At 69.7% G+C, this 18,473-nt stretch carries 20 protein-coding genes and 1 pseudogene; 8 read left to right on the forward strand and 13 right to left on the reverse strand.

Translation table 11 applies throughout. The features are described from left to right. Position 1: 1 nt before the first annotated feature. A complete protein-coding gene (locus UCD39_RS19565; protein ID WP_330497495.1) occupies positions 2-331 on the forward strand; it encodes a DUF1289 domain-containing protein in 330 nt (109 codons plus the stop codon). Positions 332-360: 29 nt separating this feature from the next. On the opposite strand, the gene UCD39_RS19570 is transcribed toward UCD39_RS19565, so the two are convergent. From UCD39_RS19570 to rsmI, 5 genes are all read right to left on the reverse strand, one after another. After that, complete coding sequence (locus UCD39_RS19570) at positions 361-603, reverse strand: hypothetical protein (RefSeq protein ID WP_330497496.1); 243 nt, start codon at positions 601-603, stop codon at positions 361-363. Positions 604-910: 307 nt separating this feature from the next. Then, positions 911-1,861, reverse strand: a complete 951-nt coding sequence (gshB, locus tag UCD39_RS19575) for a glutathione synthase (protein WP_330497497.1) — start codon at positions 1,859-1,861, stop codon at positions 911-913. Between the two features lie 115 nt (positions 1,862-1,976). After that, positions 1,977-2,879 carry a SirB1 family protein gene (locus tag UCD39_RS19580; RefSeq protein ID WP_330497498.1) on the reverse strand — a complete coding sequence of 301 codons (903 nt, stop codon included), beginning with the start codon at positions 2,877-2,879 and terminating at the stop codon, positions 1,977-1,979. Between the two features lie 123 nt (positions 2,880-3,002). Further along, positions 3,003-3,392 carry a YraN family protein gene (locus tag UCD39_RS19585; RefSeq protein WP_330497499.1) on the reverse strand — a complete coding sequence of 130 codons (390 nt, stop codon included), beginning with the start codon at positions 3,390-3,392 and terminating at the stop codon, positions 3,003-3,005. After that, positions 3,379-4,359 carry a 16S rRNA (cytidine(1402)-2'-O)-methyltransferase gene (gene rsmI / locus UCD39_RS19590; protein ID WP_330497500.1) on the reverse strand — a complete coding sequence of 327 codons (981 nt, stop codon included), beginning with the start codon at positions 4,357-4,359 and terminating at the stop codon, positions 3,379-3,381. Before rsmI ends, UCD39_RS19585 begins: the two co-directional genes overlap by 14 nt. A 49-nt stretch (positions 4,360-4,408) precedes the next feature. On the opposite strand from rsmI, the gene UCD39_RS19595 reads away from it, so the two are divergent. After that, a complete protein-coding gene (locus UCD39_RS19595) occupies positions 4,409-5,755 on the forward strand; it encodes a penicillin-binding protein activator (RefSeq protein ID WP_330497501.1) in 1,347 nt (448 codons plus the stop codon). A 39-nt stretch (positions 5,756-5,794) separates the two neighbouring features. Here UCD39_RS19595 and UCD39_RS19600 read toward each other — a convergent pair whose 3' ends face one another. The 3 genes from UCD39_RS19600 to UCD39_RS19610 form a co-directional block, all read right to left on the reverse strand. Further along, complete coding sequence (locus UCD39_RS19600; protein ID WP_330497502.1) at positions 5,795-6,046, reverse strand: hypothetical protein; 252 nt, start codon at positions 6,044-6,046, stop codon at positions 5,795-5,797. 155 nt (positions 6,047-6,201) lie between these two features. After that, positions 6,202-6,993, reverse strand: a complete 792-nt coding sequence (gene znuB, locus UCD39_RS19605; protein WP_330497503.1) for a zinc ABC transporter permease subunit ZnuB — start codon at positions 6,991-6,993, stop codon at positions 6,202-6,204. Further along, positions 6,986-7,804 carry a metal ABC transporter ATP-binding protein gene (locus UCD39_RS19610; RefSeq protein ID WP_330497504.1) on the reverse strand — a complete coding sequence of 273 codons (819 nt, stop codon included), beginning with the start codon at positions 7,802-7,804 and terminating at the stop codon, positions 6,986-6,988. The genes znuB and UCD39_RS19610 overlap by 8 nt, the downstream gene beginning before the upstream one ends. 174 nt (positions 7,805-7,978) lie before the next feature. Here UCD39_RS19610 and UCD39_RS19615 point away from each other — a divergent pair, with 174 nt between their 5' ends. The 3 genes from UCD39_RS19615 (at position 7,979) to UCD39_RS19625 (ending at position 12,392) form a co-directional block, all read left to right on the forward strand. After that, entirely contained in the window at positions 7,979-8,956 is a 978-nt protein-coding gene (locus tag UCD39_RS19615; protein WP_330497505.1) for a zinc ABC transporter substrate-binding protein, read from the forward strand. Positions 8,957-9,005: 49 nt separating this feature from the next. Further along, a complete protein-coding gene (gene dapB, locus UCD39_RS19620; protein ID WP_330497506.1) occupies positions 9,006-9,806 on the forward strand; it encodes a 4-hydroxy-tetrahydrodipicolinate reductase in 801 nt (266 codons plus the stop codon). A 102-nt stretch (positions 9,807-9,908) separates the two neighbouring features. Then, the gene (locus tag UCD39_RS19625) at positions 9,909-12,392 is read left to right on the forward strand and encodes a patatin-like protein (RefSeq protein ID WP_330497507.1); all 2,484 of its coding nucleotides are present in this window, start codon (positions 9,909-9,911) and stop codon (positions 12,390-12,392) included. On the opposite strand, the gene UCD39_RS19630 is transcribed toward UCD39_RS19625, so the two are convergent. Next, a complete protein-coding gene (locus UCD39_RS19630; protein ID WP_330497508.1) occupies positions 12,389-12,880 on the reverse strand; it encodes a DUF2244 domain-containing protein in 492 nt (163 codons plus the stop codon). The genes UCD39_RS19625 and UCD39_RS19630 overlap by 4 nt on opposite strands. Before the next feature lie 105 nt (positions 12,881-12,985). Further along, entirely contained in the window at positions 12,986-13,750 is a 765-nt protein-coding gene (locus tag UCD39_RS19635) for an SDR family oxidoreductase (protein WP_330497509.1), read from the reverse strand. Between the two features lie 139 nt (positions 13,751-13,889). Here UCD39_RS19635 and UCD39_RS19640 point away from each other — a divergent pair, with 139 nt between their 5' ends. Continuing rightward, on the forward strand, positions 13,890-14,813 hold the full coding sequence (locus UCD39_RS19640; protein ID WP_330497510.1) for a LysR family transcriptional regulator: 924 nt from the start codon (positions 13,890-13,892) through the stop codon (positions 14,811-14,813). Between the two features lie 176 nt (positions 14,814-14,989). Continuing rightward, positions 14,990-15,631, forward strand: coding sequence for an endonuclease III (gene nth, locus UCD39_RS19645; RefSeq protein WP_322482378.1), 642 nt, complete (start codon positions 14,990-14,992; stop codon positions 15,629-15,631). A 91-nt stretch (positions 15,632-15,722) separates the two neighbouring features. Here nth and UCD39_RS19650 read toward each other — a convergent pair whose 3' ends face one another. The 3 genes and pseudogenes from UCD39_RS19650 to UCD39_RS28575 form a co-directional block, all read right to left on the reverse strand. Then, on the reverse strand, positions 15,723-16,337 hold the full coding sequence (locus UCD39_RS19650) for a bactofilin family protein (protein ID WP_330497511.1): 615 nt from the start codon (positions 16,335-16,337) through the stop codon (positions 15,723-15,725). Positions 16,338-16,606: 269 nt separating this feature from the next. Further along, the gene (locus tag UCD39_RS19655; RefSeq protein WP_330497512.1) at positions 16,607-17,023 is read right to left on the reverse strand and encodes an EI24 domain-containing protein; all 417 of its coding nucleotides are present in this window, start codon (positions 17,021-17,023) and stop codon (positions 16,607-16,609) included. 56 nt (positions 17,024-17,079) lie between these two features. Further along, positions 17,080-17,316: pseudogene (locus tag UCD39_RS28575) on the reverse strand (EI24 domain-containing protein); the annotation flags it as partial. A gap of 86 nt (positions 17,317-17,402) precedes the next feature. On the opposite strand from UCD39_RS28575, the gene UCD39_RS19660 reads away from it, so the two are divergent. After that, the gene (locus tag UCD39_RS19660) at positions 17,403-18,383 is read left to right on the forward strand and encodes an adenosine kinase (protein WP_330497513.1); all 981 of its coding nucleotides are present in this window, start codon (positions 17,403-17,405) and stop codon (positions 18,381-18,383) included. Positions 18,384-18,473: the final 90 nt, after the last annotated feature.

Here is an 18,473-nt window from a genome sequence, read left to right on the forward strand (position 1 = left end):
AATGCCGGTGATCATCCCCCTGATCGACCCCCTGATCGACCCCCTGATCGACACTGCCGTGACTGATATTCCTGAAGCGTCCATGGCCGACACAGCCGCCACCGGGACCGGAGCCTCGGACCCCAATGACTATGTGGCCAGCCCCTGCACCCGTGTCTGCCGTATCGACGGCCGCACGGGCCTGTGCGCGGGGTGTCAGCGCACGCTGGAAGAGATCACGCTGTGGGGCGGCATGACGGCGGACCAGCGTCGCGCCGTCCTGGCGTGCCTGCCTGGCCGGCGGCGGGATAAGCGCAGGCTGATCCGATGGCGCCGGGGCGAGGGCCCATAACTATACGGCCAACAAGGGGAAGGGCCGGGTCAGTCCGCCTGGGTTTCCGAGTCGCCGCCTCCGGCGAAGGCGCGGGCGCCCCACATCAGACGTTCGATTTCACGGATGCGGTCGCCCTGCAGGCGCATGCGCTCGGCATTGACCACGGTACCCCCCGCCGGGCCACCCGCCGGCGTGCCATCGGGTGCCGGGCCGCTGGGTGACGGGCTGCCGGATGCCCTGGACCCCCGCTTGGGGCCGTCCTCCTCGCCGTGATCGTCCGCGCCAGCCATCGACCGCCTCATCGATCGGACGCCACTCCCAAGCCACGGGCGCCCTCTGGTTCATGCAAATATCACGAAGCGTATCATGGCCCCTGGCCCCCCGCATCCGGGAAAGCCCGCCAAATCGTTCGGACAGGGTGATAATAAGTACACGGTGTGACCTGATTTCAACGGTCTCCGCCTCACGCTTTCGCAGTAGGCTGCCGCTGGGGTTCCGGCGGGGAACTGGTGCGGCGGAAATGTCGCACCAATCCCACCAAGCCCCCTTCTCGCCCGCTGACTTTACCGCGACGCGGCGTACCGCCGCTCGATGGCATCACCGTGACGCGGCGTACCGCCGCTCGATGGCATCCCACAGCGTCGACTCGATGGCGCTGCCGTTCAGGCGGTTGATTTCCTGGATGCCGGTCGGGCTGGTGACGTTGATCTCGGTCAGGTAGTCGCCAATGACGTCGATGCCCACGAACACCAGGCCCTTGTCGCGCAACACCCCGCCAATGGCCGCGCAGATCTCGCGCTCACGCTGGGTCAGATCGGTCTTGGCAGCACTACCGCCCGCATGGAAGTTGGCGCGGGCCTCGCCTTCCTGGGGCAGACGGCTGACAGCGCCCACCGGCTCGCCATCCACCAGCAGGATGCGCTTATCGCCCTGGCGGATTTCCGGCAGGTACTTCTGCACGATGATGGGCTCCCGATACAGCTGGGTGAAGGTCTCCAGCAGGGCGCCCAGGTTCTCGTCATCCGGCTTCACATGGAAGACGCCCGATCCGCCGTTGCCGAACAGCGGCTTCACGATGATGTCCTTATATTCCCGGCGGAAGGCCAGAACCTCATCCTTGGCGCTGGTGATCAGCGTGGGCGGCATCAGGTCGGGGAAGTGGGTGACGAACAGCTTTTCCGGCGCGTTGCGGACGGAGGCCGGGTCGTTCACCACCAGCGTCCTGGGATGGACGTGTTCCAGCAGGTGCGTGGCCGTGATGTAGGCCATGTCGAAGGGCGGGTCCTGGCGCATCAGCACGATGTCGACGCTGGCCAGGTCCAGCGTCTCCGCCGGGCCGAAGGTGTGGTGGTTGCCGCGCTCGCGCCGGACCTGCAGCGGCCGGGCCGTGGCCACCAGGCGGCTGTGGCGGAAGGCCAGGTCCTGGGGCAGATAGTGATACAGGGTGTGACCCCGCCGCTGCGCCTCCAGCGCCATCATGAAGGTGCTGTCGGTGTCGATGTTGATGGAATGCATCGGGTCCATCTGAATGGCAACGGACAGGCTCATCCTCAATCTCCCCCACCCCGGCGTCCGGCGGTGCTTTGGCATGTGACGGTTTGGACTGTGGCCCCCCATGGACCGGCCCGGCTGCGGCGCCGATCACAGGGGAATTTACATCAGATCAATTCAGGCGGTTCCGCAGATGCTGCACCAGGGTGGCCGCCTGGTCCAGCAGTTGGGCCGAGGTGCCGGCGCGGGCCCCCAGTTCCAGGAAGGTCTCGAACGCGGCGATGGCGGCGGCGATGTGGCCGAGCTGCGCCTGCAACAGGCCGGATTCACGCCACAGCGGCACCTGGCCCGGCGCCATCAGCAGCATGGCCTCGACCGCCTCGGCCGCGAGGTCGGGCCGCTCGCCACGCATGTGCAGCAGCTTCACATTGTTATGCAGGCGCAAGAGGATGTCGCGGTTGCCCACGGGGGCGTAGTGGTCGGGCTCCAGCTCCGCCGCCGTGCCGGAGGTCTGCTTGATCAGGTCGCGCAGGTCGACCACGCTCAGGACCCGCCCGCCGCCGAAGGGATCGATGATGGCCCGCTCGCCCCCCTGTTCCAGGCGGATGAGGAAATGGCCGGGGAAATTCAGCCCCACCATGGTCCAGCCCTGGGCGCGGGCGGCGTGGATGTAGAGGATGCCCAGCGCCACCGGCAGGCCCCGCCGCCGGTCGATGACCCGGGCCAGGTTGGCGTTCTGCGGATCCTCGTACGTGGCGCTGTCGCCCTCGTACCCCATGCGGTCCACCAGGGCGGCCCGCAGCGCGTCCAGGCATTGGTTGAGGGTCAGCGCCTCCCGCGGGCGGCCGGCCAGTTGCGCACCCACTTGCGCGCCCACGGCGGCGGACAGGGTGGAAAGATGGCGGCGATAGGGGGTCAACCCGCCCTCGCCCCCCGACAGGGCGGCCAGCGCCAGGGCGGTTTCGGCCAGGTCGATGTCCTCGTCGCGCATCTGGCCCACGGCGCGCAGCAGCGCGCGGGCTTGCGCCTGGCCCTTGCCGGCACGGCCGCGATTTGGGGACAGCTGGCTGGTCACGGACTGGGCGCTCCCTCCGGCATCGGGTTTCCGGGACATAGCGCATCGCCGGGGCGGGTGTCGACCACCAAAGCCGCCGGAACCCTTAATGAATGCTTATGAGATGCTTACGGGGTTTGCCCATCAGGATGCCCGCCATGCATCCGGCCGGTGCAACGGCCAGCGCCGGGGCCGCACGATCATCAGGTCGAAACGGATGGCGTGCCGCGCCAGCCGGGGACGGGCGGCGATGTACAGGCCGGCGGCCCGCTCCAGCCGCCGCCATTGCTGAAGGCTGACGGCACCGTGCCCCAGGTCCTCGCTGGCGCGCGCCTTGACCTCGACGATGGCCAGCAGGTCACCGCGCTGGGCCACGATGTCGATCTCCCCCGCCGGGGTGCGGCATCGGCTGGCCAGCACGCGGTAGCCCTTCAGCCGCAGCGCCAGGCGGCACCAGGCCTCCGCCCAGCGGCCCAGGCGCTCGCCGGAGCGGCCCTTGAGCGTCTTTCTCGCCAGCCGCTCAGCCCGCGTCATCTTTCGAAATCTCAAGCGCCCGTTGGTAGACCTGCTTGCGCGGGGCACCGCTGGCCTCCGCCACTGTGGCGGCGGCGTCACGGACGCTGAGGGTGCGCAGGGCCGCGCGCAGCAGCGCGTCGATGTCCAAGGGCTCCTCCCCCGACGCGACGGGCGGGCCGATGACCACCACGACCTCGCCCTTGGGCGGGCCGTTCTCGGCATAATGGGCGGCGAGGTTGGCCAAGGTGCCGCGCCGCACCTCCTCGAACAGCTTGGTCAGCTCCCGCGCCACCGCCACCTCGCGCCCGCCCAGCACCTGGGCGGCGTCGGCCAGCAGATCGGCCAAGCGCTGGGCCGACTCGAACAGCACCAGCGTGGCGCGCACCGGCGCCAATTCCTCCAGCGCCGCGCGGCGGGCGCCGGTCTTGTTGGGCAGGAAGCCGGCGAACAGGAAGCGATCGGACGGCAGGCCGGCCAGGACCAGGGCCGTCAGGGTGGCGCTGGCGCCCGGCAGATGGGTGACGTGCAGGCCCTGGTCGCGCGCCTCGCGCACCAGCTTGTATCCCGGGTCGGAGATCAGGGGCGTGCCGGCGTCGGACACCAGGGCGATGGCCTCGCCCGCCGCCATGCGGGTCAGCAGCTGCGGCCGCATGCGGGCGGCGTTGTGCTCGTGATAGGGCAGCAGGGGCTTGCGCACCTGGTAGCGGGCCATCAGCTTGGCCGTCACGCGGGTGTCCTCGCAGGCGATGGCGTCCACCCCCTTCAGCGTTTCCAGCGCGCGCAGGGTGATGTCGCCGGCGTTGCCGATAGGGGTGGCGACGACGTGCAGGCCAGGCGGCGGTTTACGGAACGGGGCGCTGCCGCTAGGCTCTGCCCCGTCCAGCGCGGCGTCCCCCTCCAGGGTGTCGTCCTGCGCGTCTTCAGTATCGTCTTCAAGGGCGTCGCCGGCGTCGACATCGTCGACTGGCGGATGCTGCGGTTTCATGGGATCGACAGATGGTCCAAAGGGTGGGTTCGCGATGATGTATGCCGGTATGTCTGGCAAAGCCAGGGTAGGCAAAACCGCTGCCGGGCTGTTGGCGCTGACCCTGTTGGCCGCCTGCGCCAGCCAGCCCACGGTAACGGCCCCGCCGCCGCAGGCGCAAGCGCCGCGGCAGGCCGCCCCCCAGTCGCCGACACCCAAGACCGTTGAGGCCGCGCCCGAGGCGCCCCCACCCGCCCCCACCCCCGCGCTTACGGTGCCGGCGGATGAAACGGTGCGCGTGGCGCTGCTGCTGCCCCTGACGGGCAAGGCGGCCAGCCTGGGCGAAGCCATGCAGCAGGCGGCGCAGATGGCGCTGTTCGACACCGCCGACCCTCATTTCCAACTGCTGATCCGCGATACCCGCAGCACGCCGGAGGGGTCGGTGGCCGCGGCGCAGGAGGCATTGGCCGCCGGGGCCACCCTGCTGATCGGACCCGTCTACGGCGTGGACGCCAAGGCGGTGACCCCGGTGGCCGGCACGGTGCCGGTATTGAGCTTTTCCAACGATGCCACGGTGGCGGACACCCACGCCCCCGCCGGCGGCACCTGGGTGCTGGGCTTCCAGCCACAAGACCAGGTGGCCCGCGTGGTCAGCTACGCTGCGTCCCATGGCCTGACGCGCCTGGCCCTGCTGGCCCCGGTGGGTGGCAACGGCGACATGGTGGAACAGGCCATGCGCGAGGCCGCGTCCAAGGCCGGCGCCGACGTGACCACCGCCGCGCGCTATCAACCCACGCAGAAGGACGTCAGCGAAACCATCAAGCGCCTGTCCAACTTCGAACAGCGCCACGCCCAGATGGCGGCGGCGCGCGACGCGGCCGCCAGCAAGGACGGAAAGGCCGCGCCCGCCGTGGACGACCTGCCCTTCCAGGCCATCCTGATCGCCGAGGGCGGACAGCGGCTGAAGGAGGTGGCGCCCCTGCTGCCGTTCTTCAACATCGATCCCGGCCCCGTCCGCTTCCTGGGCACGGGCCAATGGGACGAGCCGGGCATCGGCCGCGAGCCGTCGCTGGTCGGGGGCTGGTACGCCAGCGCGGCGCCGGACGCGCGGCAGGGCTTTGAGAAGCGCTTCAACGACGTGTACGGGCAACGGCCGCCGCGGCTGGCCACCTTGGCCTATGACGCGACCGCGCTGGCCGCGGTGCTGGCCAAGGCCCACAAGGCCTATGTGCGGGAAAACCTGACGGACCCCAATGGTTTCGCCGGCATCGACGGCGTGTTCCGCCTGCTGCCGACCGGCCAGGTGGAGCGGGGGCTGTCGGTGCTGGAGGTCACGCGGACCGGCGTCACCGTCGTGGACCCCGCCCCGACCAGCTTCACAGCACCCGCGACCCCGGCACCGAACCCCGGTTCCTGACGGACAGGGGCGGCGGCGCAGGCCGGGGCAAAAAGAAGATCAGCGAACGATCGTGGCGTCCCCGGCCGAATCCGGAGCGTCAGCCAGGTCCTGGGCCAGGGATCGTCGGGTGGCGGCGGCGGCCAGTTCGAACCAGGCCAAGCGCGCCACGCGGGCGGCGGCCGAGCGGTCGGTATCACGGCGCAGCTCTGCCGGGATGACACCCGGACCCAATGAGCCAGCAGGCGCCGGCGCGTTGCCGGCCTTCATGCCGGCGAGGGAGAACCGATCCAAACCATGCTCCATCGTCATGTCTGCCCCACCTCAGGTGGGTGCCGGTTCACGTGCTGTTAATCAGATTGTGACCGAGATGACGCGGCGGCGGTAGCGAAATTATCCTTAAAAATTGGTTAAAATGGCGTGCAGGTGCGAACGCGACTCCACCTGCGGTCGCTCGGCGGCCCGGGTCAGCGAAGCGTGCGCCGGGGAAAAAGCTGGGACAGCACGAATAACGCGGCCGCAGCAACCACCACCGCCGGCCCCGCCGGCAAATCCGCCCGGAAGGACGCGCCCAGGCCCCCGCAGACCGAGAGCGCGCCGATCATCGCAGCCAGGGCGGCCATGACTTCCGGCGTGCGGGCGAATCGGCGGGCGCAGGCGGCGGGGATGATCAGCAGCGCCGTGATCAGCAGCACGCCCACCACCTTCATGGCCAGCGCGATGGTGGCGGCCATCAGCATCATGAACCCCAGTTGGGTGGCCAGGACGGGCACCCCTTCCACCCGCGCCAGATCCTCGCTCACCGTCATGGCCAGCAGGGGCCGCCACAGCCAGGCCAGCAGGGCCAGCACCACGGCGCCGCCCCCCCAGATCCAGGCCAGATCCCCGCCGCCGACGGCCAGGATGTCGCCGAACAGATAGGACATGAGGTCCACCCGCACCGTCTGCAGCAGGGCGACGGCGATCAGGCCCAGGCTGAGGGTGGTATGGCTGAGCAGGCCCAGCAGCGTGTCGGTGGCCAGCTTGCGCTGGCGCTGCATCAGGACCAGGACGCCGGCCAGCGCCAGGCCGACCAGCGCCACCGCCAGCATCAGGTTGATGCCGGCCACGAACCCCAGCGCGATGCCCAGCAGGGCGGCATGCGACAGGGTGTCACCGAAATAAGCCATGCGCCGCCAGACGACGAAGCAGCCCAGGGGGCCGGCCACCAGGGCGACGCCCACACCGCCGGCCAGCGCGCGCAACAGGAAATCATCCATGAGAGGGGTGGTCCTTGGTGGCGCCGGGGCCTGGGGGCGTCTGGTCGTGGCTGTGCTGGCACCCCGGCGGGGCGGCACCATGGCTGTGCGGCCCGGCCGAGGACAGCCAGGTCGGAACGGCCAGCGGGTCCCAGGCGTCGGCCGTGATGCCGAACAGGGCCTGGAAATCGGGATGGCGGCGGACATCCTCGGGCCGGCCGGCGCAGCAGACATGGCCGTTCAGGCAAACCAGGCGATCGGTGCCGGACAGGGCGTGGTTGAGATCATGGCTGACCATCAGCACGCCGCAGCCGTGACGGCGGCGGATGGCGTTGATCAGGGCGTACAGCGTGGCCTGGCCCGCGACGTCCACCGCCTGCGCCGGCTCGTCCAGCACCAGCAGATCCGGGCGGCGCAGCAGGGCGCGCGCCAGCATCACCCGTTGCAGTTCACCGCCCGACAGGGATTGGACGGCACTGCCGGCCAGGCCGGCGGCCCCCACCTCGCCCAGGGTTTCCACCACGGCCGCTTCTGTCACCGGCCCCCAAAGGGAAAGCAGCCGGCGCACGGTCAGGGGCAGGGTGGCATCCACGGCCAGGCGCTGCGGCATATAGCCGATGCGCAAGCCGGGCTTGCGCCATACCGTGCCGCCGCTGGGCCGCTGCAGACCCAGCACGGCGCGCAGCAGGGTGGACTTGCCCGCGCCATTGGGCCCCACCAGGGTCACGACCTCACCCGCCGCGACGGTGAGGTCCACCGACTGCAGCACCGTGCGCCGGCCGAACTGCACGGTCAGCCCGGCGGTCTTGATAAGCGGTTCGGCTGGCAACATGTGAGGGACCTGTTGGCGGGGCGAGCCTGCGGCTCGGCGGGGGAGACGAGCCTGCGGCGCGGGTATGCGTGCCCCCCGGCTTTACGGCATCCGAACCGACTTGACAAATGTTATAGTATAACATCACTTGCCGGCCACAACCGCCCCGGCGCCCTTACATCGGTTGGGATTCCCATGGTTTCTACCCGCATCCTGCCCCTGGTCGCCCTGCTGTGGCTGGCGGTCGCCACCCCGTCGCACGCCCAAACCCAGCAGGGGGCGGCTTCTCATGCCCCCCAGGTGGTCGCCAGCGTCAAGCCGGTGCATTCCCTGGCGGCGGCCCTGATGCAGGGGGTCGGCCCCGGGGGTGACACGCCCAAATTGCTGGTGGACGGTACCGCCAGCCCGCACAGCTTCAGCCTGAAGCCGTCGGACGCCGCGGCCTTGTCCCGGGCCGACATCGTGTTCTGGATGGGCCCAACCCTGGAGCCGTTCCTGGTGAAGCCGCTGGCCAACCTGGCGCGCGGCGCGCACATCGTCACCTTGATCGAGGCGCCGGGACTGCGCCCCCTGGCCCTGCGGTCCGCCGGTGCCTGGGCGGACGGCGACGACCATGGCCATGTGGTGGCGGCCGTGGCGGGGGGTGCGGCCGACACCCAGATCGACGGCCATGCCTGGCTGGACCCGGCCAACGCCAAGGCCATGGCCCGCGCCATGGCCGACGCGCTGATCCAGCAGGACCCCGCCGACGCCGCCCGCTACCGCGACAACCTGGCCAAGCTGCTGCGGGACCTGGACGCGCTGGATCAGGAGGTCGGCGCCATCCTGGCCCCCGTCAGCGGCAAGCCCTTCGTCGTCTTCCATGACGCCTTCCATTACCTGGAGGCGCGCTATCGCCTGGACGGGGTGGGCGCCATCACCCTGAACCCGGAGGTGCGGCCCGGCGCCGCGCGCCTGAGCCAGCTGCGCGCCCGCATCCAATCGTCCGGCGCCGCCTGCGTCTTCGCCGAACCACAGTTCGACACCGCGCTGATCGCCACCCTGGTGGACGGAACCCAGGCCAAGCGCGGCGTTCTGGACCCCGAGGGTGCGCTGCTAACCCCCGGCCCCGACCTCTACGCCACGCTGATGCGCGCCAACGCCCATGCCCTGGCCGGCTGTCTCGGCGGGTAAGCTGTGATAAGACCGCCCCCACGAGAGCTTCACCGGTGGGGATAGGGTCATGCGGATCGGGATCGTGGGCTGCGGCGGCCGGATGGGCCGCATGCTGATGCGGGAGGTGCTGGGCACCCCCGGCGCCACACTGGCGGGCGGCACCATGCGTCCCGGCAACCCGGACCTGGGCCGGGACCTGGGCACGCTGGCCGGGCTGGAGCCCACCGGCCTGGTTTCCACCAGCGACACGGACGCCCTGTTCGCCGCCAGCGACGCGGTCATCGACTTCACCACCCCCGCCGGCACCGCCGTCCATGCGGGCCTGGCCGCGCGGCACGGCACCGCCCTGGTGGTGGGCACCACCGGCCTCAGCCCCGAGCAGCAGGCCGCCATCGACGCGGCGTCGGGGCAGGCGGCGGTGGTGCAAGCGCCCAACATGAGCCTGGGGGTGAACCTGCTGCTAGCCCTGGTGCAGGACGTGGCCCGCACGCTGGGCCCCGACGTCTGGGACATCGAAATCGTGGAGATGCACCACCGCCACAAGGTGGACGCGCCGTCGGGCACCGCGCTGGGCCTGGGCCGCGCCGCCGCCGCCGGCCGGGGCGTGGACCTGGACACCGTGTCCGACCGGGTGCGCGACGGCCACACCGGCGCGCGGGAGATCGGGCACATCGGCTTCGCCACCCTGCGCGGCGGTGATGTGGTGGGCGACCACACCGTCATCTTCGCGGCCGAGGGTGAACGCATCGAGCTGACCCACAAGGCCGGCAGCCGCGCCATCTTCGCCCGGGGTGCGGTGCGCGCCGCGATCTGGGCCGGCGCCAGAGGGCCCGGCCTTTACAGCATGCGCGACGTGCTGGGTCTTTAAGCTCTGAGCCGCCCGCACAGGCCAAAAACTTAACTTAATTGACCGGCCGAGGGCGGAGGGCGACAGTCGGGGCGGGAGTAACCACGCCTCGGATGCCATGCCGTGAAGGAAAAAGAACTGCGCATGGCCCTCGTCTGCTACGGCGGGGTGTCGCTGGCCGTCTACATGCATGGCGTCACCAAGGAACTGCTGAAGCTGGCCCGCGCGTCACGGGTGTTCCACGGCACCCATGATCCCCGGCTGCGCGCCCAGGGCGGTTACCAGGCGCTGCAGGACGATCTGGCCCGCCGCATCGGCTACAGCAGCGGCAGCGCCCTGGGCGCCAACCAGACCCCGGACACGGAGGAGGTCTACGTCGCCCTGTTGCAGGAGGTGGGCGCCCACATCGACCTGCGCATCGTCATCGACGTCATCGCCGGATCGTCCGCCGGCGGCATCAACGGCGTGCTGCTGGCCCGCGCCCTGGCCCACGACCTGGACCTGGACGCCCTGACCGCGCTGTGGCTGGAGGAGGCGGACGTCACCAAGCTGATGGTGGAGGACGGTCGGGCGACGAAATGGAGCAAATGGTTCCTGAAGCCCTTCCTGGCCTATGGCCTGGGGCGGCTGATGCGCCTGGCGCCGGACGACGAGATGCGCTGGAAGCTGTCGATGTTCGTGCGCTCCCGCTGGTTCAAGCCGCCCTTCGACGGCATGCGCCTGATGGAGATGCTGCTGGACGCGGCCTGCGCCATGGGCCAGCCGGTCAGCCCCTATGCCTCGCTGCTGCCGGCGGGACAGTCGCTGTCGCTGTTCGTCACCGTCACCGACTTCCACGGCTTCCTGCAGCGCATCCCCGCCCATGACCCGCCGGCGGTGGAGGAGCGGGAGCATCGCCACGTCCTGAAGTTCCATTACCGCCGCTGGCCCGGCGGCCGGGTGGACACGGATTTCGGCGAGGGCGCCATCCCCGGCCTGGTGTTCGCCGCGCGCGCCACCTCCTCCTTCCCTGGCGCCTTCCCGCCCGCCCATCTACGGGCGCTGGACGGGCTGCTGGCGCGCCGGGGGCAGGATTGGCCGGACCGGGACCGTTTCCTGAAGCGCAACTTCCGCCGCTACACCGCCGCCGGCGTGGACCCGGGGCGCATCAGCTTCATCGACGGCAGTGTGCTGAACAACAAGCCCTTCGCCGAAGCCCTGCGCGCCATTTCCGGCCGCCCGGCCTACCGCGAGGTCGACCGGCGGCTGATCTACATCGATCCCGACCCGGCCCACCTGAAGCGGGTGGCCCGGGCGGAAACGCCCGGCTTCTTCCGCACGCTGAAGGGGGCGCTGTCCGACATTCCGCGCAATGAGCCGGTACGCGACGAGCTGGTGTCCATCGACCGCAACAACGCCCGCATGCGCCAACTGCGCTCCGTCATCGAGGCGGCGCGGCCCGGCATCACCCAGCTGGTGCATGAGGTGGTGGGGGGCGAGACGCCGGCGGAACTGACCTACGCCCAAATCCACGATTGGCGGGAGATCGCCAACGGCCGCGCCGCCAAGGAGGCGGGTTTCGCCTATGAGGCCTATGTGCGGCTGAAGCTGACCTCCGTCCTGGACGCCCTGGGCCGGCTGGTGGCGGTGGGCTGCGGCTATCAGCCGGGCACGGCGGCGGCACGCCAGGCGACGGACGCCCTGCACGCCTGGGCGCAGACCACCGGCATCACGCCCGACCAGGTGACCACCTGGGGTCTGGAGCGGGGGAAGGAAGGGGGGACCGGCGACACGGCCGCGGCCGAAGCCCCGCCCTGGGTTCGCTTCCTGCTGGCCTTCGACGTGGGCTTCCGCGGCCGGCGCCTGCGCTTCGTCATCCGCGCCCTGAACGAGCTGTACGCCCGCTTGGACGAGGACGGGTTCACCGACGTCACCGCCCGCGACCTGGATGACATCAAGGCCAACCTCTATGACTGCCTGGAGCGTCTGCGCGTCTATGAGTCTGGCGCCTTCCTCAGCGCCGACGAGCGCGAGGCCCTGGCCGTGCCCTTCGTCGAGCCGCTGGCCATGGGCCGTGCGCCCGACCTGGCGGCGGTGGACCGCGTGATGTGGGACCTGGCCCGGCGCATCGACCTGAACGCCATCAACCAGCAGGTGGACGAGATTTTCGCGCTGATGGGCCTGAACATGCTGGGCCTGGCGGCGCGGCGGGAATTGTTCGTGGCCTATGTCGGCTTCGCCTTCTGGGACGTGCTGACCTTTTCCATCAGCGGCTGGCGCGAACTGGACGATCTGGAGGAGGTGCGGGTGGACCGCATCAGCCCGGACGACGCCCGGTTCTGCCAGGCGATGGGCGGCGCCATCCCCCTGAAGGGGCGGGAGATCAACCATTTCGGCGCCTTCTTCAGCCGCGCCCACCGGGAAAGCGACTATCTGATGGGCCGCCTGCACGCTGCCGATCGGCTGGTGGATCTGGTGCTGGACGCGGCGGGCCACCCGCCGGGGGTTGACGGGGCCGGCCTGAAGCGCCGCCTGTTCGCCGCCATCGCCCGCACCGAACGCGAGCGTCTGGGCGAACGCTCCCCCGCCCTGCGCTGGCTGGAAGGGTTGCTGGCGGAGGGCGGTTAAAAGCCGCTGTTCCTGTGCCGGGCGAGCGCGTCACTGAGGGTGCTGGCCACCCGCACCCGTTCCTCCATGGGCAGGAAGCTGCCCACCACCAGGCGCTTGCCGTGGCTGGTCAGCACCACCTGGCTGTCGTGCCGGGCGGGATCGTCCATGTGCACGCGCAGCCAGTAGGGAACGAAGGACCAGCTGCGGCTGGGGCGGCGGGGCTCCACCCGTTCCACCGTCAGGGCCTGGTCGGTCAGCTCCACCCGCTCATACAGCCGGGCGGAGCGGTAGCTGGCGCGGAAGGCCAGGTAGATGACCAGCACGTCCAGGCCGCAGAAGCCGATGACGGGCCAGGCGCCGCGCAGGAAGAAGACCAGGCCCACGCCGAAACTGACCGCCGCCACAGCGCCCATGAGGATGCGGAACCCCGTCGGCGACAGGCTGCGGTGGGGCCGCAGGATGACGCTGAGCCAGGTCTGCCTCAGGGTGGTTTCGTCATGGATCATGGACAAAACAGTAGGGCGGCCCACCTACCCGGTAAAGGCCGCCCCCTGTCAGGGCTGAAGCGCGGGCCATGCCCCCGGCGCTGGGGTCCCCAGATTCGCGTGCCCTCAGTTTCGTGTGATCGAAATGCCACCGTCCACCAGCTGGGCCGTACCGGTTACGAAGGACGAGTCGTCCGACGCCAGGTAGAGGACGGCGCGGGCCAGTTCCGCCGGCTGGCCGGCGCGGCGCAGGGCGTGGGCGTTGTTCAGCCAGTCGCGCTTTTCGGCCGTGTCGTTGGCGGCGTGGTACATCTCGGTCTCCACGGCCCCCGGCAGCACGGCGTTGACCCGCACGCCCTGGGGGCCGAACTCGGCGGCCAGCGCCTGGGTCAGGCCGATCAGGCCGGACTTGCTGGCGGAATAGGCGGCCAAACCGGGGAAGGAAAAGGTGTAACCGACGAAGGTGGAGGTGAAGATGACGGAACCGCCGCCGTTCTTCACCATCTGGCCGATCTGGTGCTTGGCGCCCAGGAAGGGGCCGGTGAGATTGACGGCCAGGGTGTTGGTCCAGCCGGCCTCGCTCACCTCCGTGCTGGGCCCGGCCTCACCCAGGGTGCCGGCGTTGTTGAAGGCGATGTCCAGGCGGCCGAAGCGCTCCACCGCCAGCGCCACCAGGGCCTGGTTATAATCCTCATGCTGGACGTCGCCGGCCAGCGCCACGGCCTGGCCGCCGGCGGCGGTGATCTCCGCCACCAGGCTGTCCAGTTCCGCCTGGCGGCGGGCGCCGACGACGACCTTGGCGCCTTCCGTCGCGAACAGCTTGGCGGTGGCGCGACCGATGCCTGAGCTGGCGCCGGTGATGAGGGCGACCTTGTTCTGCAAACGAGCCATTTTTCACTCTCCGATGCTGGGGTCGGCGCGACCACCGCGCCGCTGACGAACCAAGAATTACCCTTCAGCGGCCCTTGCATCGATGGGGTGGAAGTGAGTTTATAATTCACTTTTCCTGAATAATGAGCCGATGGGCCCTATGGACAGGCTGCGCGCGTTCGAGGTGTTCGCCACGGTGGTGGCCAGGGGCGGCTTCGCCAAGGCGGCGGATGCCCTGAACACCTCCCCCGCCAACGTCACCCGCTATGTCAACGAGCTGGAGGGCCATCTGGGCAGCCGGCTGCTGAACCGCACCTCGCGCCGGCTGTCGCTGACCGAGGCGGGGGAGGCGCTGTACGAGCGCGCCCAGACCATCCTGGAGGAGGTGGCGGAGGCGGAGGCGCTGGCGTCCGCCACGACGCTGAAGCCCAGGGGACGGCTGCGGGTGAACGCGCCGCTGAGCTTCGGCGTGCGGCACCTGGCGCCGCTATGGCCCCGCTTCATGGCGTTATATCCCGACGTGCTGCTGGACATCGCCCTGACCGACCGGGTGGTGGACATGGTGGAGGAGGGGTTCGACCTGGGCATCCGCATCTCACGCGGCGGGTCGCCCACCTATGCCGCCCGCAAGCTGGCGACCTCACGCAACGTGCTGTGCGCGTCGCCCGACTATCTGGCGCGCCAGGGCGTTCCCGAAACGCCGGAGTGCCTGGCCAACCATGCCCGCATCGCCTACAGCTACACCGGCGTGCCGGAGGATTGGGTGCTGCTGGACCCGGAGGGCGAACCGGTGACGGTGCGCATCCCCATCCGCCTGGTGACCAACAACGGCGACACCGCCCGCGCGGCCGCCCTGGCCGGGCAGGGCATCATCTGGCAGCCCACCTTCCTGATCGGCGACGATTTGCGCGCCGGCCGCCTGGTGCCGGTGCTGCCCAACCACCGCATCCCCGATATCGACATCCTGGCCGTCTATCCCAGCCGCCGCCATGTCAGCGCCAAGGTCCGCGCCCTGGTCGACTTCCTGGCCGACGCCTTTCACGGCACGCCCGGATGGGAATGGCATCCCGGGGACACCGCTTGATCCGCCCCCCGCTCCGCCCCTAGATTTGCCGGCCCGCTGCATCGGGCAAACCAGCGCATCTCCTTTTTTACCCCAGGCCGCGACGGCGGCCGCCGGAAGTTTCCGGGGAGCGTCAGCGGACTGGAAACTGAGGAAGCCAAGGGGCGGATGCCCCGCCGGCGTTTGAGGCCCCGAACATGAAACGCGCGACCATCGAAGAATTCTTCCGCCGGCTGGCCGAGCGGGACCCGGAGCCCAAGACGGAGCTGGAGTACGTCAACCCCTACACCCTGCTGGTGGCGGTGGTGCTGTCGGCCCAGGCGACGGACGTCGGCGTGAACAAGGCGACCAAGGCGCTATTCCAGATCGCCGACAACCCGGCGGCCATGGTGGCGCTGGGGGAGGCGACAGTGCGGGACCATGTGAAGACCATCGGGCTCTACAAGACCAAGGCCGCCAACGTCATCCGCCTGTCGGAAATCCTGCTGGAGAAGCATGGCGGCCAGGTGCCGCGCAAGCGCGAGGATCTCGAGGAACTGCCGGGCGTGGGCCGCAAGACGGCCAACGTGGTGCTGAACGTGGCCTTCGGGGAGCCGACCATCGCCGTGGACACCCATATCTTCCGCGTGTCCAACCGCACCGGCCTGGCCCCGGGCAAAACGGTGGAGGCGGTGGAGGAGAAACTGGTGAAGGTGGTGCCCAAGGCCTACCGCCTGCACGCCCACCACTGGCTGATCCTGCACGGACGCTATGTCTGCAAGGCGCGCAAACCGGACTGCGCCGTGTGCGGCGTCATCGACCTGTGCGCCTATGAGGCCAAGACGGTCCTGACGGCCTGAAACGATGCCGGGGCTGAAACCGTTACAGAAATGAAATGGGCCAGCCCATGCCTGGGCCGGCCCATCATCAATCCCCACAAGGGGGAGGAGATCAGGTGTCGGCGCCAGGGGCGACGACGGCCTCCACTTCCTTCACCGGGCGGGCCCGGGATTCGCCCGTCAGCGTCTCGATGGTGCCGACCAGCAGACCGCCCTGCTCCACCTCCAGCACGCCGTAGCGGATGTTGCCCTGGATACGGCCGGTGGAGCGGACGCGCAGGGTGCCGCGCACGGAAATATCGCCTTCGAAACGACCGCCGATATCGGCCTCATCGATCTCGACGGAGCCCTTGAACAGGCCGCTGTCGGTCACCTCGATGGCCCGGCCCTCGCGCAACTTGGCCTCAACCGTGCCTTCCACCACCAGGATGTCGCAGGCGGCGATTTCACCCGACAGGGAAATTTCACGGCCGACGATCAGTTTGCGCATGTCATTGGTAGGCAAGGGTGCGTTTCCTTCAGTACCGGTGGGCGCGACACGCCGGGGCGGCGTGCCCGGAATTTCCACGACGCGGCGCGGAATGTCACTACGAAAACCACCGGTGGCGGCACCCGCCGGCGCCGGGGTCGCGGGCGTCGGCGGCACCGGCGTGGCGCCGCCGCCGAGGCCAAGCGAGGGCTGGCCCGGTGTCGGGGCGGGGCCGGGCGTCGGCGTCTTGAACTGCATGTTGATCCCCTTGTCTAAGGGCCCCCGGTTGGCCGCGGCCAAGGTCGAGGGCTCCGGTTCGGTAACGGGTTCCGCGGCCGGGGAGGCCGGGGGCGTGGGCTCAGCCACCGGAACGGGCGTGCGAAGGTCGGCCGGCTTGGCCGGGTCGCCGCCAACGGGGCCCAGGTTCGGTCGGTTACGTCGGAACATTGGCGTTGTCCCCAAATCTTCGTGTCGCGCGGCCAACATGGCCCCGATCAGAGGCAGGTCGGTCGTTCAAGATCGTTTTTTTATGAGTTCGCCCGGGATGCGCCCGGCTGCGGACCCCGCGTTCCGCCCGCCGGCGTAAAGCCGCCGAAGAGGTGGAGCATGAAGGCCGTCGCCAGAACCGGCGCGAACAGATTCACAACAGGCAGCAAGGAAATAAAGGCAATAATGAGGCCCGCGCAAAAAATCCGTCCCTTATAGCGCAGACGGAGTAGACGGGCCTGATCCGGCGGCATGCGCCGCACCGCCACTTGGTCGAAATACTGCCGTCCCAGCAGGAAACCGTTGGCCAGCGGATAGGCAACGGCACCCACCGGCGGCAAAAGCCACAGCGGCAGCACGGCCACGTTGACGACGATGAGAAGGGCGGTGAAGCGCAGCGCGATGGCCGTCTCCTCCCACAGGCTGGCGTCGCGGGGGGCGGCAATTGGGGGTACCACCGGCGTTCTACAGCCCGGGCCACCGGCTCGACCAGCATGCCCGCGACGGCCGCCACCACAACCAGGAAGAAGTACCAGGCCAGCGCCACGACGCCCAGGGCACCCGCCACCGTGACCAGCGGGTCCAGCCAGGGATTGCCGGTGGGATGCAGGCGGTCCAGCCCGAAAGAGACCAGGACGCCCAGCGCCACGAACGACAGCAGCGTCAGGACGAAGGAACGGACCATCACCCGCAGCAGGGCGGGATCGAGGGCCTGGGCCAGGGTGCGGAAGAGGGCGCGGATCATCAACATCCTAGGTAATATGCCCCCGCGCTTGCCGCAAGCCGCCCCTTCTCTATACTGCGCGCCAAGTTTCTTGCCGATCCGGAGGATTTTAAGTGACGGCTGAATTGCATGTGGTGGGGATCGGCAACGCGATCGTCGACGTGATCACGCAGACGACGGATGCGTTCCTGGGCGAAAACAGCCTGGACAAGAACAGCATGCGCCTGATCGACACGGCCGAGGCCGAGGCGCTGTACGCCAAGATGGGGCCGGGCATGGAAATGTCGGGCGGCTCCGCCGGCAACACCATGGCCGGCATCGCCATGCTGGGCGGCAAGGGCGCCTTCATCGGCAAGGTGGCCAACGACCAGCTGGGCCGCGTCTACCGCCATGACATCGAGGCCGTGGGCTCGCGCTTCGTCACCACCGACCTGACGGACGGCACGCCCACCGGCCGCTGCCTGATCCTGGTGACGCCGGATGCGGCGCGCACCATGAACACCTACCTGGGCGCCGCCGTCCGCCTGACCCCGGAGGACATCGACCCGGCGCTGATCGCCTCGGCCCAGGTCACCTACATGGAAGGCTATCTCTGGGACCCGCCGGCGGCGAAGGAGGCTTTCCTGAAGGCGGCGTCGGCCGCCCACGGCGCCGGCCGCAAGGTCTCGCTGTCCCTGTCGGACGCCTTCTGCGTGAACCGCCACCTGGACAGCTTCCGCGATCTGGTGGCCGGGCATGTCGACGTGCTGTTCGCCAACGAGGCGGAGATCACCGCCCTCTATGGCACCGACTTCGACCAGGCGGTGCAGGCGGTGCGCGGGCAGGTGGCCGTGGCCGCCCTGACCCGCAGCGAAAAGGGCGCCGTCATCGTCACGCCGGAGGAGATCGTCACCGTGCCGGCCGCCCCGGTGGCCAAGGTGGTGGACACCACCGGCGCCGGCGACCTGTTCGCCTCGGGCTTCCTCTACGGCTACACCCGGGGGCGGGACATGGCGGCCTGTGGCCGCATGGGCGCCCTGTGCGCCGCCGAGATCATCAGCCATTACGGCGCGCGCTCGCAGGCCGACCTGCGTCAACTGGTGGCGGGCGTCTGACCATCCCGGCGGGAAAGGGTATGGCGGTTGCGCCGCTATACCTTGTCCCGGCTTTTTTTCGCAGGTGCACTCGCATAGACTGCGCCGCGC

The sequence above is a fragment of the Nitrospirillum karajorum genome (assembly GCF_036348415.1).
Taxonomy (GTDB): domain Bacteria; phylum Pseudomonadota; class Alphaproteobacteria; order Azospirillales; family Azospirillaceae; genus Nitrospirillum; species Nitrospirillum amazonense_B.